Consider the following 16,425-nt stretch of genomic DNA (forward strand, 5'->3'; position numbering starts at 1 on the left):
GCAATTAACGTCGATAACATCCTATGCGCGAATGTTCTCACTGCGCAGAGTTTCTTTCAATCGACAGAAGCTGCAGGGCTGATTGTATTTTCGACCTTTAATCGTACTTTCAATTCGAAAAGAAACTTACACTTCGAATGTAATTGTATAAGTTGCGTAGTTTTATTTAGTTATACGTAGATAAAGTCTCGACAAATTGCGCATCTCAAGAGGAAATGGCAAAAGTATCAGGCTGACGGCTGACCGATACGGCGGCGATGCGGAGCCGCGAGACAGGCGGCGGCCAGCATCAGGCCCGAGACCGTGGCGATCATGCCGGCGGCGCTGACCGCATGGGCCGAGCCGAGCCAGAGCGGTCCATAGCCGGCGAGCACATAGCCGAGCACCGCTGAGAGCGCCGCGAATCCGGTGCTCCAGGCCACCTGGTGCTCCAGCCGCTCGGTCATCAGCCGGGCGGTGGCCGGCGGGCAGATGAACATGGCGATGACGATGATCGAGCCGACCGCATCGAAGGCGGCGACGGCGGCCACTGCCGAGGCGGCGACCAGCGCCAGGCCGATCAGGCGGACCGGCAGGCCGAGCGTTGCGGCAAAGCCCTCGTCGAAGGTGGAGAGCTTCAGCGGCCGCCAGAACACCAGCATCAGCACGGTGATCAGGGCGGCGACCAGCGCGATGCGCGGCAGTTCCGGCGGCAGTGAGGCAAGGGCAACCGGGTCCAGCAGCGAGCTCCAACCGGTGGCGTCGAACCAGATCAGGCTCTCCAGATTGCCCATCAGCGCGTGCTCGACATCGAGATGGACGCCGCTGGTGTCGCTCTGCTCCAGCAGCAGCACGCCGCCGGCGAACATTGCCGTGAACACGACGCCCATCGCCGCGCCCGGCTCGATGCGGCCGAGCCGGCGGATCGTCTCGATCAGCAGGACCGCGATCAGCGAGGCTCCGGCGGCGCCCAGCAGCATCGGCAGGCTGGCAAGGCTGCCGGTGACCAGGAAGGCGACGACGATGCCCGGCAGCACGACATGGCTGATCGCATCGCCGATCAGCGCCTGCCGGCGCAGGATCAGGAAGTTGCCCGGCAGCGCGCAGGCGATCGCCGCGAGCACGCCGATCAGGATCGGGGTCAGCGAGAGCTGGACGAAGTCGGCGCCCATCATGCGTCCTCCCGGCGGTGCCGCGCCGCGGCGTCGGCCAGCAAGCGGTCGATCTCGGCGATCTCGTCACCCGTCATCACGGCCGCAATCGGGGTGAGCCCGTCATAGCGGTGGCTCAGCGGGTCGTCCCGGTGGATGCGGCGGGCGACCTCGAACCGGCGTTCGTCGAGCAGCGCGCGGGTCGCTTCGAGGCGCCCGGCTTCGGTCGGCACGCGGTCGGGGCGGATCAACCCTTCCCGGCGCAGAACCTTCAAGGTGAGCGGATCGAAGATCGGCTCGCCGCGGGCCAGCGACAGCAGGCCCTGGCGGCGATGCAGACGCAACTGGAACCGGCGGTGGCGGAGGGCGGCGGCCAGAACGCCGCGCGCCGGCGCCAGCAGCAGCGAGACGAGAAACAGCGAGAAGGCGACGAGCACGATGATCGGGCCGGTCGGCAGGCCGGGCGCGGCGGCCGACATCGCGGCGCCGACATAGCCGGACAGGCCGCCGATGGCGCCGGCGATCAGCACCACATGGTCGGTGCGCTCGCTCCACAGGCGGGCTGCGACCGGCGGCACAATCAGCAGGGCGACCACCAGCACGAGGCCGACGATCTTCAGCCCCGCGACGGTAACGGCCAGCACCAGCAGCATCATGGCAAGGTCGATGCGGCGAGTGTTCAGTCCGAGGGCGGCGGCAAAGCCCGGATCGAAGGAGACCAGGGTCATCGGCCGGCGCAAGGCCACGAGAGCGAGAACGGCAAGGACGCCGCCAAGCGCGATCACCACCGCGTCCTGATAGAGCATGCCGGCGGTGGAGCCGAGCAGGAACCCTTCAAGCCCGGCCTGCCGCCCCTGCGACAGGGTCTGGATCACCGTCAGCAGGACGATGCCGAAGCCGAAGAAGACCGAGAGAACCGCGCCGATCGCGGTGTCCTCGGCAAGGCGGGTGTGACGGGTGATCCACTCGACGCACAGAAGACCAAGGCCGGCCGACAGGGCCGAACCGGCCAGGAGGCCGACGAGGCTGCGGCCGTCGAGGCCGAAGGCGACCATGACCAGGAAAGCGATACCGACGCCGGGCAGCGTCGCATGGGCGATGGCATCGCTGAGCAGGGCGCGCTTGCGCAGAAACAGGAAGGTGCCGCCGGCACCCGCAGCAATGCCGAGCAGGCTGGCGCCGATGGCGACAAGGCCCGCATTGTAGCCGGCTTGCAGCAGCAGTGCTGACAGAAACGCCTCGATCGGGGAGCCCGGCACCGGCATCAGCCCTGCTCCGACAGCCGCAACTGGTCGATATGGGCGGAGGCGAGCCGGCCACCATAGGTCGCCTGCAGGTTCTCCGCCGTGAAGGCGGTGGCGACCGGCCCTTCGGCAATGCGGCGGGTGTTGATCAGAAGGACCCGGTCGAAATAGGCGGTGACGGTGGCGAGGTCGTGATGGACGCAGACGACGGTGCGCGCCTCCGCCTTAAGTGCCTTGAGAACATCGATAATTGCCTTCTCGGTCGCGGCGTCGACACCGGCGAAGGGCTCGTCGAGCAGGTAGAGGTCCGCGTCCTGCGCCAGCGCGCGGGCGAGGAAGACGCGCTGCTGCTGGCCGCCGGAAAGCTGGCCGATCTGACGGTCGGCGAAATCGGTCATGCCGACGCGGGCGAGGCAGGCGAGCGCGCGCTCGCGGTGGCTGGCGCGCACGAAGCCGAGCAGCCCGAGCTCGCGATAGAGCCCCATCAGGACGACGTCGATGACGCGGGTCGGGAAGTCCCAGTCGACCGAGGCGCGCTGCGGCACATAGGCAACCCTTGCGCGGGCCCGCTCCAGCGGCGCGCCGAAGACGGTGACCGTGCCCGACAGGCGCGGCACGATGCCGAGCGCGGCCTTGAGCAGGGTCGACTTGCCGGCGCCGTTGGGGCCGACGATGGCGATGAGGCTGTCGCGCGGGAAGGTGGCGTCGACGGAAAACACCGCCGGGCTCTCGCCATAGGAGACGGTGATCGCCCGCAGGGCCATCGCCGCCCGCGCCGCTTCGGCGCGCGCCTCGGCCTCCGCCTCCCGGTCCGCCACCAGTTCGATCCTGTCGCGCGCCTGCATCGCCGTCACGCTCCTCAGCTTCCCGCCGCCAGCCGGCCGGCCATGCCGCGCTCCGGCGCATCGCCGCCGAGTGCGCGTGAGATCACGGTGGCGTTGTGATCGATCATGCCAGGGTAGGTGCCTTCATAGGCGCCTTCCGGGCCCATTGCATCCGAGAAGAGCTCGCCGCCGATGGCGACGGTGTGGCCCTTCGCCGCGGCGCCCTCGATCAGCGCGCGGATCGAGCGGTCTGAGACCGAGCTTTCGACGAAAACCGCACGAATCCGCCGGTCCACCAGGATGTCGACCAGTTCGGCGACGCGCTGCAGGCCGGCCTCGCTCTGGGTCGAGATGCCCTGGATGCCGAGCACCTCGAAGCCCTGGGCGCGGCCGAAATAGCTGAAGGCGTCGTGCGCCGTCACCAGAACCCGCGCGGTTTCGGGCACGCTGGCAAAGACCGTGTCGGAATAGGCGGCGACCTGCTCCAACTCGTCAAGATAGGCTTCGGCATTGACCGAAAAGGCTTTTTCCGCCTCCGGCCGGGCGGCGACAAGCGCCTCGCGCACCGCCTCGACGACGCGCGACCACAGGCGCGGGTCCATCCAGACATGGGGGTCGACCTTGTCGGCATAGTCGAAATGAGAGATCAGCAGCTCGCGCGGCAGGCTCTCGGCCACCGCGACGACCGGCTTGCGGGCGCCGAGCTCCTTGAGAAAGCCTTCCATCTGCGCCTCAAGGTAGAGGCCGTGCCAGAGAACGAGGTCGGCGCGGGCCATGGCGGCGATGTCGGAGCGGGTCTGGCGGTAGGCATGTGGGTCGACGCCCGCCCCCATCAGCGCGCGCACCTCGACATGATCGCCGCCGATCCGCCGCGCCGCATCGGCGATCATGCCGGTGGTAACCACGACCGACAGCGGCCGCGCCGCCTGCGAGGCCTCGGCCCGGACCTGGCCCGGCGCGAGGGCCGCGAGCGCCAGCAGCATCAAGCCCGCCGCCAGGGCGATCCGTCGAAGCCCGTTGATAGATCCCGTTCGCATGCGCTGCATCCTTTCGTGTCTCCCGGCCCGGCAGTGCCGTCGGCGGGGATGTCCCGTTGTTTTGAATGATTATGAGAACCATTTGCAACTTGTCAATGCAATTGCGAATGATTTGCAAAATCAGGAGCGGGACGATGCTCGCTCCGCAGGCGGCGGGGATAAGAGCGAGCGCGGCGTCGGGGACAAGAGCGGGCGCGGGGCAGGTGCGGGGCAGGGGCGAGGCAGGGGCGAGGCAGGCGAGAGGCAGGCGAGAGGCAGGCGCGGGGCAGGGGCGGCGCAGGCGCGAGGCAGGCGCGGGACAGGGTTGGAGCAGGGGGCGGAGGCTTGCAGAATTTTGCGAGATTTTTGCAAAATTTTGAGAAATTTTGAGAATCGGCCTCTCAAACTCTCTCAATCGTCGCAAAAACGGCGCGCCGCTTGTCGCAGCGCGCCGGAGCTTGTCGTCCGGCCCCCGAAACGGGGACAGGGCGGGAACAAGGGCGATCCGGGACGGCCTCAGCCGACCGGCGCGTTGTCCGCCCGCTTGACCGCGACGATGCTGGAGCGGCCGAGCGTGCCTTCGCCGTCCGGGAAGGGCGAGGCGGGATGCTGGATGCCGACGAACATGGTGCGCCGGTCGGCCGACCAGGTGAGGCCGGTCACTTCCGATCCGTGCGGGCCGGTCAGGAAGCGCTCGATGCGGCCCGTCGCCGGGTCGCCGGCCAGCATCTGGTTGTTGCCGTGACCGGCGAAGTCGCCGGCGTTGTCGTCGTCGCCGTCGGTCTGGATCCACAGCAGGCCGGTCGTATCGAACATCATGCCGTCGGGTGCGTTGAACATGTTGCCGTCATGGATGTTCGGCGAGCCGGCATAGGCGTCCTGATGGACGGTCGGATTGCCGGCCATGACGAAGAGGTCCCAGGTGAAGCCGGTGGCGGCGTGGTCGTCGCCGGCCGGATACCAGCGGACGATCTGACCATACTGGTTCTCGGCGCGCGGGTTCGGCCCGCCGACCGGGGTGTCGTCGCCGCCGGCATTCGGCTTGACGCCGCGGCGCGTGTTGTTGGTGAGCGCGCAATAGGCCTCCGCCGCCACCGGATTGACCGCGACCCATTCCGGCCGGTCCATGGTGGTGGCGCCGACCTTCGAGGCGGCGACGCGGGTGAAGACGGCGATCTCGGCCGCCGACATGCCGGTCGTCTCCGGGGTCAGCGCGACCCACTCGCCGCTGCCGTCATCGGCGAAGCGGGCGACGAAGAGCGTGCCCTCGTCGAGCAGGGTCGAGGTGTCGCCGCCCGGCGTGTAGATGCCGGCGGACACGAACTTGTAGAGGAACTCGCCGCGCTCGTCGTCGCCCATATAGACGACGACGCGGCCGTCGCGGGTCAGAACCGTCGCCGCGTTCTCGTGCTTGAAGCGGCCGAGGGCGGTGCGCTTGACCGGCACGGAGGTCGGGTCGGACGGGTCGATCTCGACGACATAGCCGGCCCGGTGCGGCTCGTTCGGGTTCTTCGAGACATCGAAGCGCGGGTCGAACTTCTCGTAGGAATAGACGCTCTTGGCGCCGATGCCGTAGCGCTTGAAGTGCTCGGGCAGGGCGACGGCCTCGTCGGTCGAGCCGAAATAGCCGTTGAAGTTCTCCTCGCAGGTCAGATAGGTGCCCCAGGGGGTGCGGCCCGAGCCGCAATTGTTGAAGGTGCCGAGCGAGGCGGTGCCGGTCGGATCGGCTTCGGTCTTCAACAGGTCGTGGCCGGCAGCGGGCCCCGACAGGCGCATCGGCGTGTTGTGGTCGATGCGCCGGTTGAGCGGGCTGTCGACGACGATGCGCCAGCCGTCCTCGCCTTCCGCCACTTCCATGACGGTGACGCCCTGCAGGTTCTGCAGCTTGCGCACGTCCTCAGCACTCGCCGGCGTGCCGCCGTCATTGTTCGGCAGGTTGAGCTTCGGGTTGACGTATTCGTGGTTGACCGCGATCACCTGGCGGCCGCCGATGGTGAAGAGTTCCATGCCGTCGGTGTTTTCGCCGAAGACGCGGTCGGAGGTGGCGGCGTCGCCACCGGTCGCGTGATCGAAGGCGACCGCGTCGGAAAACAGCGGGTCGCCCCAGCGCGCCAGCACCTGCCAGGTGTAGCCCTCCGGCACATGCACGGTGGCGTCGGTGGCGATCGGAATGGCGGTGAAGGCAAAGCGGGAGGCGGCGGCCTCGGCGGAGACGGACGACAGCAGGCCGGTCACGCCGGTGCCAAGGCCCATGGCGGCGGCGCCGGAGCCATAGACGAGGAGGCCGAGCAGGCCGCGGCGGGACAGCGCGCTGTCGACCACCTGGTCGAAGCCGGTCGTCTGCGGCGCGGGCCTGCGGGCCTCGTCGAATGCGTCGAAGGAGAAGCCTTCGAAATCAACGTCCTGTTCGGTCTTGCGATCCATGCTGGGACTCCTTTGCTGGCATTCTCTGCTGGTGGGGGGCCATGCTGGCTGGAGGCAGGCGGCGTGTGGCGGCCTGTGCTGGACCATAGCGGCGCTGCAACTCATGTGTGTGACGACGGCCGTTCTCCCGGCTGTCGCTCTGGTGGGGTGTGGCAGCAAGGATGCGGGGATTTTTCAACATGCAGAACCTCTCTTTGTGCAGATGAGAGGATTTTTGCGTGAAGTTAACGTAATAATACTTTTAAATTTAAGGCAGTAATGGTAGTATAATTTTGTTTCATGAATGAATTCTGATCTGCCTGCGCGGACAAAAAGCGGATTGTAAGCAAATGGCCATGATGGAGATGATGGAGCCCGAACCCGAGGCGGAGACCCTCACCCTGGGCTATGCGGAGATCGTCTATACGGGGGTCTCCCTCGCGGAGGTCGGAGACGCATATGCCGAGCAGGCCTCGCGGGAGATCGCGGAGAAGATCAATGACGCTCTTCACGCGGTCCTCGATGCGGGCCTCGGCTTCAGCATTTCGGGATACGATGTCGCCCTTGAAGGGCTGACTCTCGACTTCAGCGACGTGCGCGCGGGCAGCATCATCGCGCGGTTCAAGATGGTCGGAACGGTCCTCGTCACGTCCTACACTCTCATCGCCGGCTACCCCTCCTTCAAGGAGGCGGTGCCGATGATCGCGGAAGATGTCGGCAAGGCCATCCAGTATATCCTCGACCGCGACCCCGATCCCGACCGGCGGGCGCTGAACCCGGAGCATTTCACCCTCTATTTCCGCGACGAAGACGAGTTGCTGCTGGAGATTTCCGAGAAAACGGAAAGCTGACGCGGTTTTCCGACGGCCGCAGGGGCTCTCCCCCTTAGCCCCTGTCCCGGCCGCTCGATCCGCTCGGCCAAGCCCGTGTGACGGTGCCGCCAGGCGGATCGGGACGGGCTGTCAACGGCGTGTCACAGACCGCCCCTAACACGGGTTCCGCGTATCCGCGACCGATCGCGGTCAGGAGAGGGGAACCCATGACACTCCGTACACTTGCAGGCTTCGCAGCAGCCCTTCTCGCCTCCACGGCGATGGCCGGCGCCGAGCAGAATTTCAACCGCATCGCCACCTTCCCGGTGATCGCCAACATGGCGCCGGGCGAGGATCCGGCCCGCGAAACCTCGGCCGAGATCATCTCCGCCTCGGAAGACGGGATGACGCTGGTCTACAGCGACAGCCCGCTCGGGGTGATCGGCCTGATCGACATCACCGACCCGCGCGCGCCCAAGCCGCTCGGCAATATCGACGTGGGCGGCGAGCCGACCACCGCCGTCTTCGTCGGCAACATGGTCTTCGCCGGCGTCAACACGTCCGAAAGCTATGCCAATCCCTCCGGCAAGCTGGTCACCATCGACCCGGCCAGCAAGGCGATCGTCGCCGAATGCGACCTCGGCGGCCAGCCCGATTCCGTCGCCAAGGCGCCGGACGGCAGCTTCCTGGCGGTGGCGATCGAGAACGAGCGCGACGAGAAGCTGGGCGATGGCGGCCTGCCGCAGATGCCGGCGGGCTTCGTCGTCAAGCTGCCGGTCAGCGACGGCGCGGTGGACTGCGCGGCGCTGCAGGTGATCGACATGACCGGCCTTGCCGAGATCGCTCCGGAAGATCCGGAGCCGGAATTCGTCGACATCAACGAGGCCGGCGAGATCGTCGTCACGCTGCAGGAAAACAACCACATCGTCATCATCGGCGCGGACGGCACGGTGGTGTCGCATTTTTCGGCCGGCGAGGTGACGCTGGAGGGCGTCGACACCCGCCGCAACGGCGCGCTGGAGTTCACCGGCAGCAAGGGCCCGATCCCGCGCGAGCCGGATGCGGTGAAGTGGCTCGACGGCGACCATGTCGCCTTCGCCAACGAGGGCGACTGGAAGGGCGGCACGCGCGGCTGGTCGATCTTCCGCCGCGACGGCACGCTGGTCTATGACGCCGGCACGTCGTTCGAACATGCGCTGGTCGAGATCGGCCACTATCCCGAGCACCGCAGCCATTCCAAGGGCGTGGAGCCGGAAGGCATGGAGACCGGCACGTTCGGCGGCATTCCGATGGTCTTCGTCGCCTCCGAGCGCGGCTCGGTGATCGGCGTCTATGACGTGTCGACCCTGTCGGAGCCGCGCCTGCACCAGTTGCTGCCCTCCGGCATCAGCCCCGAGGGCGTGGTCGCCATCCCCTCGCGCAACCTGATCGCCACGGCGAACGAGTTCGACGCGCGCGAGGACGGCGGCGCCGGCAGCCATGTGATGATCTACGAATGGCAGGACGCGCCGGCCGCCTATCCGATGCTGACCTCGGCCGGGGCCGACAGCCTGATCGGCTGGGGTGCCCTGTCCGGCCTGGTGGCGGATGCGGAAAAGCCCGGCATTCTCTACGCCGTGTCCGACAGCGTCTACGGCATGCAGCCGGCCATCTACACGATCGACGCCAACCAGACGCCGGCGCGCATCACCGAAAAGCGGGTGGTGACCCGCTCCGGCCAGCCGGCGCAGAAGCTGGATCTGGAAGGCATCGCGCTCGCCGGTGACGGCGGCTTCTGGCTGGCCTCGGAAGGGCGCAGCGACCGCTTGGTGCCGCATGCGATCTATCGCACGGATGCCAAGGGCGAGATCCGCCAGGAGATCGCCCTGCCGCCGGAACTGCTCGCCCACGAGATCCGCTTCGGCTTCGAGGGGATCACCGTGCAGGGCGACGTGCTGTGGATGGCGGTGCAGCGCGAATGGAAGGACGATCCCAAGGGGATGGTCAAGCTGGTGGCCTATGACACCAAGGCCAAGACCTGGGGCGCGGTGCACTACCCGCTCGACGCGGCCGAGACCGGCTGGGTGGGCCTGTCCGAGATCACCCTGCATGGCGACCATGTCTATGTGCTGGAGCGCGACAACCAGATCGGCGCGGCGGCGACAATCAAGAAGCTCTACCGCGTGCCGGTGGCGGAGCTGCAGCCGGCGCCGCTCGGCGGCGACCTGCCGGTGGTGAGCAAGGAAGAGGTGCGCGACCTGCTTCCCGACCTCATGGTGCTGAACGGCTATGTGCAGGACAAGGTCGAGGGCTTCGCCATCGACGCGGCCGGCACCGCCTTCGTCGTCACCGACAATGACGGCCTGCAGGACGCCTCGGGCGAGACGCTGTTCTTCTCGATCGGCAAGATGTGATCGGCAGGACGTAACGACAGGATGCAACGACAGGCGGGCCGGGTAACACCGGCCCGCCGCTCGTTTCGGGCTTAAAAGGATCGGTTCGGGTCAGTCCGGACGGCGGAACACCATCATGGTGAAGAGGCCGAAGGGGGCGAGGCGCTCCTCGCGGACCAGCTCCATCGCGGTGTTGTCGAGCACCGTCTCGCGGCGGAACAGCGGGTCCCAGCCAAGCGCCGAGGCGAAGCGGGCAAGGCCGCGCTCGATCAGTGCCAGCAGGCCTTTGTCGGCGGCGAAATGGTTGACGATGATCACCGTGCCGCCGGGCTTGACCACCCGCTCCAGCTCCTTGAGCACGGCGGAGGGGTCGGGCACCACGGTCATCACATACATGACGGTGGCGATGTCGAAGCGGGCGGCGTCGAAATCCATCTCGGCCGCGTCCATCGCCCGCAAGGTGGCGACGTTCTTCAGCTTCTTGCGGCGCACGCGCTCGCGGGCGCGCTCCAGCATCGGCTTCGACAGGTCGATGCCGGTGACGGTCAGGTTCTCGCCGTAAAGCGGCAGGGACAGGCCCGTGCCGACGCCGACTTCCACCAGCTCGCCGCTCAGCCGGTTGGCCTCGCGCGCGGCGGCGCGCTGACCGAAGACCAGCGGCGCGGTGAACACCCAGTCGTAGACCGGCGCCCAGCGGGCATAGGCGCTTTCCACCGAACCGGTGGAGGGGCCGGCGACGCGGGCAAGGCCGAGGCGCTTGGCAATGCGGTCGGCGATCCGGCGCAGGCGGCTGACGGGCCAGAACTCGGCAGCCATTACAGCGGAACCACGGTGGCGGCTTCGGCGCGCGGGGCGGTGAGGCCTGAATTGACGGGAATGGTGCGCTCGATCCAGCCGCCGCCAAGAACGCGGGCGCCATCGCCGTCGTCGTCGAAGAAGACGCAGGCCTGGCCCGGCGCGACGCCGGTCTCGCCGTCGGCGAGATCGATCACCGCCTGGCCCTCGACGAGGCGCAGCACGGCCGGCTTGGGCGGGCGGGTGGAGCGGACCTTGGCGTGCAGCTCGATGCCGCCCGGCGGAATGTCGGAAAGGCGGCCGGGGCCGATCCAGTTGACCTCGCGCAGGACGATCTCGCGGGTGCCGAGCGCCTCGCGCGGGCCGACGACGACGCGGCGGCCCTCCGCCTCCAGGCGCACGACATAGAGCGGCTCGCCGGTGGCGATGCCGATGCCGCGGCGCTGGCCGATCGTGTAGTGGATGATGCCGTGATGGGTGCCGAGCACCCGGCCGTCGACATGGACGATGTCGCCCGGCTCGGCGGCGTTCGGCTTCAGCCGCTCGATGACATCGGCATAGCGGCCCTGCGGCACGAAGCAGATGTCCTGGCTGTCCTGCTTCTCGGCGACGGTGAGGCCGAATTCGCGGGCAAGCTCGCGGGTCTGCGGCTTGGTCAGCCCGCCGAGCGGGAAGCGCAGGAAGTCGAGCTGCTCCTGGGTGGTGGCGAAGAGGAAATAGCTCTGGTCGCGGTCGAGATCGACCGGGCGGAACATCGCCCGATGGCCGTCGAGGAGACGCGAGCGGACATAGTGGCCGGTCGCCAGCACGTCGGCGCCGAGCGTGCGGGCGGTCTCCAGCAGGTCGGAGAACTTGACCGTCTGGTTGCAGGCGACGCAGGGGATCGGCGTCTCGCCGGCGATGTAGCTCTCGGCGAAGCGCTCGATCACCTTCTCGCGGAAGCGGTCCTCGTAGTCGAGCACGTAATGCGGGATGCCGAGGCGTTCGGCGACGCGGCGGGCGTCCTGGATGTCCTGGCCGGCGCAGCAGGCACCGGCGCGGTGCACCGCCTCGCCGTGGTCGTAGAGCTGCAGCGTGACGCCGATGACGTCGTATCCCTCGCGCTTCATCAGCCCGGCGACGACGGAGGAATCGACGCCGCCGGACATGGCGACGACGACGCGGGTGTCCTCCGGTCGCTTGGGGATGTCGAGACTGTTGAGCATGAATGTCACCTTGCGGTCCTGTCGGATTGCGGGCCGGCAGCCGCTTGCGGCGGCTGTCGGGCTCTGCGCGGACGGTCGCTGGAGGACGCGCGTGAGGTCTCTGTATCTGGCGGCCCGCTTCTGTTGCCCGCGACTATAGCGGATCGCCCGGCCCATGGGAAAGGGGACGCCGCAGCGCGCCAGGACGGTTTTCGCCCGGTCCACCCGGCAAAGCTTGCCACACCCGGCAAACTTTACCCGGCATGTGAGGCGCAAAGGGCGGCTCGACAAGGGGGTGTTTACCGAAAAGGCGAGGATTTTCGCGATTTTTCCGATCTGGCCCGGCATTTGCTCTCCCCTCTTGCAAAAGATGGCGCGCGCCGGGGATCCGGTGTCCGCGCCGACGACTGGCGGAGAAACGCGTGATCCTCGCAGGGCAGTTCCCGACGACATCGACGGCCGGCACCACGGCCGCCCGCACCGGCCTTGCCGGCGGCGGCGAGCAGGGCGCCTCGGCCTTCGCGATGCTGCTGGGCTCTGCCGGGGGCGAGGGCGCCGGCCAGCAGGCGGGCGGTGCCGAGATCGCGGTCCGGCGGCTGCCGGCGGGCGTGGTGCCGGTTCCGGCCGGGCGGATGCCGGTTGCCGGCCTGCCCTTGCGGTTTGATGCCGCTGCTGCCGGCGAGGCGCGGCGCGATCTCGTCTCGGCGCTGATGGCCGGGCGCAACGAAGGGCGGGTCCAAGGGGTCGGCGAGACCACTGGCGAGACCGCAGGTGAAAACCTGGCCGGGAGCGAAGCTGATCCGGTTTCCACGAGCCTTGCGGCGAGCTTTGCCGAGACCGTGGCCGCGAGCCTGCCGGCCGCCTTCGCGGCGGGCGGCGAGGTGCGGACCGATGCGCCGGCGCATGCCCAGACCGATGCCGATGCCGATGCCGGTGGGGGCGATGCGGCTGGTTCCGAGACGGGCCAGGAGCGGGGCCGCGCCGGAATTCTCTCCGGGCTGATCGCCACGGCCGGCAAGGCGGCCGAGACCCTGGCGACGACGCCCGCGGGATTGGGTGTTGCCGCAGCGATGCTGGGTCCGGCGGCGCCGCTCGCCGGCGCGGCGGTGGCCGCCCTCGTTGCGCATCTGTCGGATGCCGCCGGCGATCTTGCGGCCCTGCCGCAGACCGACGCCGCTGACAGCGACGCGCCCGAGGCCCCGCGCGGCGGGACGGCCGCCGCGATGGCGGACGGGGCGGGCAAGGCGACGGACGCGCAGGCCGAGCTTGCCGAGGCTGCCCGGAAGATGGCGGCGACGGCACGGCGCGGCGGTGAGACGATCGCGACCAGCGGCGCCGCGACGCGACCGGCGGCCGGGACGGAACAGGCCGGAACGAAACAGGCCGGAACGAAACAGGCTGGAACGGAACAGGCGGGCGAGACCGCGCCGGCAGGCGCGCAGCCGGCCGTGCGCACGACATCCGCGGGACTGGCGGCGAGGATGCTGGCGCCGGAGGCCGGCACTGGTATCGGGACTGGCATTGGCACTGTCACTGGCATTGGCACGGCTGGTGATGCCGCGCGGGGCGTCGGACAGGGCCCGGTTCAGGGTGCTGGCCAGAGCGTTGGCCAGAGCGTTGGCCAGAGCATGGGCGAGAGCGTGAGCCAGAGCGCGGTTCGGAGCGCGGGGCAGCCTGGCGCCGGCGCGGATGCGGCGACACGGATCGCGAATGCGCTGCCGCCGCAGATCCCAACCCCGGCCCAGGCTCAAACGCAGGCCCAGGCTGCGGCTTCGGCAGATGCGCCGCGTCCGGCACCGACCGCGATGGCCGCGCCCGGTACAGCGATGCCCGGCGCGGAGGAGGCGCTGCCTGACGCCCCCGAGGCTCCGGCGCGGCCGGTGGCCTCGCCTCGCGACCGGAGCGGCGCGACCGCGCGGATGCAGAGCGATGCGGCCGTGCGGACCGACGCCGCCGCGGCGATGCGCGCGGCTGCCTCCACCCTCGCGCGGCAGGGCGCCAGCCTGCCGGCCGGCGTCGAGGTGACGGTGACCGAGAGGGCTGACGGTTCGGCTGGCGCAACGGGCGAGAGCGCAGCGCGCGCCCAGGCCACTGCCCAGACTGCTGCGCAGGCCACTGCCCAGGCCACTGCCCAAGCCACTACACAGACTGCTGCCCAGGCGAACACGCAGCCATCCGTGCCGGCGAGCCTGAAGGTGGACCTGCAGGCGGCCGCCACCGGTGCGTCTCAGGCCGGGGCGACGAAGACGGACGAAGCGACCAAGGCCGGCGCGGCCAAGGCAGGTACACCGCAGGCGGGGACGACACAGTCCGCATCGATGCCGGTGCCGCCGCAGGGGCTGGCCTCGGCGCAGGCGCGCGATGCGGTGCTGAGCGAGGCCGCGAGCCGCGAGGCGGACGCCTTCGCGGCGCTGGCGAGGAGCGCGGATGCCAGAAGCGCAGATGCGGGCGGCGACAGGCCGGCGGCCGCGGCGCGGCCGGCATCGGCGGGCGCTCCGGGTGCGGCATCCGGCGAGACACAGCGGCCGGGGGTCAGCGCCGCGGCGCTCGCCTTCGCGGCGGCGATGACGGACACGGCCGGCGAGCCGCAGGGCGGCGACAGGCCGCTCGACGGCTTCGACGGACAGATCGAGATTGGCCGCGCCGAGGCGCAGGCCCAGGCTTCAACCGCCGCCTTGCGCGGATCGACGGCGGCGCTGCCACAGAACGTGGCAGTGGCAAGCGCTCATCTGGCGGCGGAAGTCGCCAGGTTTGCCCAGAAGGGGCAAACGCGCTTCCAGATCCGTATGGACCCGCCGGAACTCGGCCGGGTGGATGTCGAACTGAAGGTCTCGCGCGACGGCACGGTGAGGGCGCACCTTTCCGTGGAACGCAGCGAGACGCTGGACATGTTCCTGCGCGACCAGCGCGGGCTGGAGAGGGCACTCGATGCCGCCGGCCTCAAGCTGGAAAGCGGAGGACTCGAAATGTCGCTGAAAAACCAGAATGGTTTCGCCGGTTTCGAGCGGGGTGAGGGCGGCAATGACCGCCTCGCGCCGGGCGAGGGCGGCGGCCTCCAGAAGGAGGACGGCGACACGCTGCCGATGGCGGCAGCCAGGGCCTATGTGAGCGGCGCCAGCGGCGCCCTCGATATCCAGGTATAGCCCGCAAGGCACGGCGCGCCCCGGCGGGAGCCGGACGGCGACAGGAGTGAACGAGATGGCGACGAGCGGCATTAGCGGCAGCGGCACGAGCGGCGGGGCGACCACCACCTCCGCCTCGCTGACGGCGCTTTCGAACAATTACGAGCTGTTCCTGTCGATCCTGACGACCCAGATCAAGAACCAGGATCCGCTGAACCCGATGGATTCATCGAAGTATACCGAGCAGCTTGTTCAGTATTCGTCGGTTGAACAGCAGATCAAGACCAACGACCAGCTCAGCGACCTGCTGGCGGTGATGGCGGCGACGACGGCCTCCAGCTATGTCAGCTACCTCGGCACCAACGTCACGGCGGCGGGCAACACCACCAGCCTGAAGGACGGCGAGGCCAAGTGGACCTACGACTCGCCCGAATCGGGCAAGGCGCGGGTGGAGATCCGCAACAGCCTCGGCGCGGTGGTCTTCGCCGAGGATGCCGACCTGTCCTATGGCGCCAACATCTATACCTGGGACGGGCGCACGACCGCCGGATCGTCGGCGCCGGAGGGGGCCTACTCGATCTCGATCGCCCGCTATGACGCGAACAACCGCCCGACCGTGCCGGTGGCGACGGAAATTTCCGGCACCGTCGAGGGCATCGAGTTCACCTCCTCGGGAGCGATGCTGAAGATCGGCGGGATCTATGTGTCGGCGGCCACGGTGCTTTCGGTCAATCGCAACTGATCGGGCCGGCCGGCCGGCGGGTGGAAATTGCACGGGGCGGCGAGAAATTTTCGCCGCCCCTTTTTCGTTCTCATTTTGCAAGGGGCAGGGAACCTGTGCGAAGGCAGGGTTTTCCTCGGCTGACGACACCTTTTACGGAGGCCGAGTCGTTCAAATTCTTACCGAATTGTTGCTTCCCGTTTAGGTAATTTTTAAAGGCAAACCGTTACATTCACAGTCAACGTGGTCATGTTGAGTGTGAGTGTACAATGACCGACCGAGCAAGTGCGCGTGTCAAATATGTAATCGGTCCCGACGGGTCACCGTTGACGATCGCCGATCTGCCGCCCGCGACCACCCGTCGCTGGGTGATCCGGCGAAAGGCCGAAGTGGTGGCCGCCGTTCGCGGCGGACTGCTGTCTCTCGACGAGGCCTGCAAGCGGTATACGCTGACCGTCGAGGAATTCCTGTCCTGGCAGAGTTCGATCGATCGCCACGGCCTTGCCGGGCTGCGCGCGACGCGGGTCCAGCAATACCGGAACTGAGGCAGGATAAGACGGCAGGCCCGGCCGGCTCGCTTCCCCGCAAGCCCGTCCTGCCCGAGACACCGCCCTTCGCACAGAACGATCCTTGAAGAGGCTGGCGGCAACGCCGGCCTCTCTGTGTTTTCGTGCGCCGGTGTTCAGACGGTGCTTGTCGCACAGACCTTTCCTTGGCGTCTTCCCGGACGAGGCCGAAGATCCGGGACCGGGGAGGCAGGGGCGTTCGAGGAGTTTTTCGGGAGCGTGCCCCGGAGGCCCTC

At 68.4% G+C, this 16,425-nt stretch carries 12 protein-coding genes; 5 read left to right on the plus strand and 7 right to left on the minus strand.

Features of this window, described 5'->3' with window-relative positions; all coding sequences use genetic code 11:
* Positions 1-227: 227 nt before the first annotated feature.
* The 5 genes from TSB10P1A_RS06840 to TSB10P1A_RS06860 all read right to left on the minus strand — a co-directional run bounded on the left by TSB10P1A_RS06840 (position 228) and on the right by TSB10P1A_RS06860 (position 6,638).
* Positions 228-1,154, minus strand: coding sequence for a metal ABC transporter permease (locus TSB10P1A_RS06840; protein WP_244293014.1), 927 nt, complete (start codon positions 1,152-1,154; stop codon positions 228-230).
* Positions 1,151-2,395 (minus strand): metal ABC transporter permease, encoded by a 1,245-nt coding sequence (locus TSB10P1A_RS06845; RefSeq protein WP_186387168.1) that lies wholly within the window; start codon positions 2,393-2,395, stop codon positions 1,151-1,153. The genes TSB10P1A_RS06840 and TSB10P1A_RS06845 overlap by 4 nt, the downstream gene beginning before the upstream one ends.
* Positions 2,395-3,219: a metal ABC transporter ATP-binding protein gene (locus tag TSB10P1A_RS06850; RefSeq protein WP_305849899.1), complete on the minus strand. Its 825-nt coding sequence runs from the start codon at positions 3,217-3,219 to the stop codon at positions 2,395-2,397. Before TSB10P1A_RS06850 ends, TSB10P1A_RS06845 begins: the two co-directional genes overlap by 1 nt.
* Positions 3,220-3,233: 14 nt before the next feature.
* Positions 3,234-4,235, minus strand: a complete 1,002-nt coding sequence (locus tag TSB10P1A_RS06855; RefSeq protein ID WP_208987029.1) for a metal ABC transporter solute-binding protein, Zn/Mn family — start codon at positions 4,233-4,235, stop codon at positions 3,234-3,236.
* A 495-nt stretch (positions 4,236-4,730) separates the two neighbouring features.
* Complete coding sequence (locus TSB10P1A_RS06860; RefSeq protein ID WP_186387169.1) at positions 4,731-6,638, minus strand: PhoX family phosphatase; 1,908 nt, start codon at positions 6,636-6,638, stop codon at positions 4,731-4,733.
* Positions 6,639-6,967: 329 nt separating this feature from the next.
* On the opposite strand from TSB10P1A_RS06860, the gene TSB10P1A_RS06865 reads away from it, so the two are divergent.
* Both TSB10P1A_RS06865 and TSB10P1A_RS06870 read left to right on the plus strand, forming a co-directional pair.
* Positions 6,968-7,468: a hypothetical protein gene (locus TSB10P1A_RS06865; protein ID WP_186387170.1), complete on the plus strand. Its 501-nt coding sequence runs from the start codon at positions 6,968-6,970 to the stop codon at positions 7,466-7,468.
* Between the two features lie 188 nt (positions 7,469-7,656).
* Positions 7,657-9,822, plus strand: a complete 2,166-nt coding sequence (locus TSB10P1A_RS06870; protein ID WP_186387171.1) for an esterase-like activity of phytase family protein — start codon at positions 7,657-7,659, stop codon at positions 9,820-9,822.
* A 90-nt stretch (positions 9,823-9,912) separates the two neighbouring features.
* Here the strand turns inward: TSB10P1A_RS06870 and TSB10P1A_RS06875 are convergent, their stop codons facing one another.
* On the minus strand, positions 9,913-10,617 hold the full coding sequence (locus TSB10P1A_RS06875) for a class I SAM-dependent methyltransferase (protein ID WP_186387172.1): 705 nt from the start codon (positions 10,615-10,617) through the stop codon (positions 9,913-9,915).
* On the minus strand, positions 10,617-11,801 hold the full coding sequence (mnmA, locus tag TSB10P1A_RS06880; RefSeq protein ID WP_186387173.1) for a tRNA 2-thiouridine(34) synthase MnmA: 1,185 nt from the start codon (positions 11,799-11,801) through the stop codon (positions 10,617-10,619). Before mnmA ends, TSB10P1A_RS06875 begins: the two co-directional genes overlap by 1 nt.
* Positions 11,802-12,304: 503 nt before the next feature.
* Between mnmA and TSB10P1A_RS06885 the strand changes: the two genes are divergently transcribed.
* From TSB10P1A_RS06885 to TSB10P1A_RS06895, 3 genes are all read left to right on the plus strand, one after another.
* Entirely contained in the window at positions 12,305-14,923 is a 2,619-nt protein-coding gene (locus TSB10P1A_RS06885) for a flagellar hook-length control protein FliK (protein WP_186387174.1), read from the plus strand.
* Between the two features lie 55 nt (positions 14,924-14,978).
* Positions 14,979-15,644, plus strand: a complete 666-nt coding sequence (locus TSB10P1A_RS06890; protein ID WP_186387175.1) for a flagellar hook assembly protein FlgD — start codon at positions 14,979-14,981, stop codon at positions 15,642-15,644.
* A gap of 248 nt (positions 15,645-15,892) precedes the next feature.
* A complete protein-coding gene (locus tag TSB10P1A_RS06895) occupies positions 15,893-16,168 on the plus strand; it encodes a DUF1153 domain-containing protein (RefSeq protein WP_067217848.1) in 276 nt (91 codons plus the stop codon).
* Positions 16,169-16,425 lie beyond the last annotated feature (257 nt).

It is taken from the genome of Stappia sp. TSB10P1A (assembly GCF_900185725.1).
Lineage (GTDB): Bacteria > Pseudomonadota > Alphaproteobacteria > Rhizobiales > Stappiaceae > Stappia.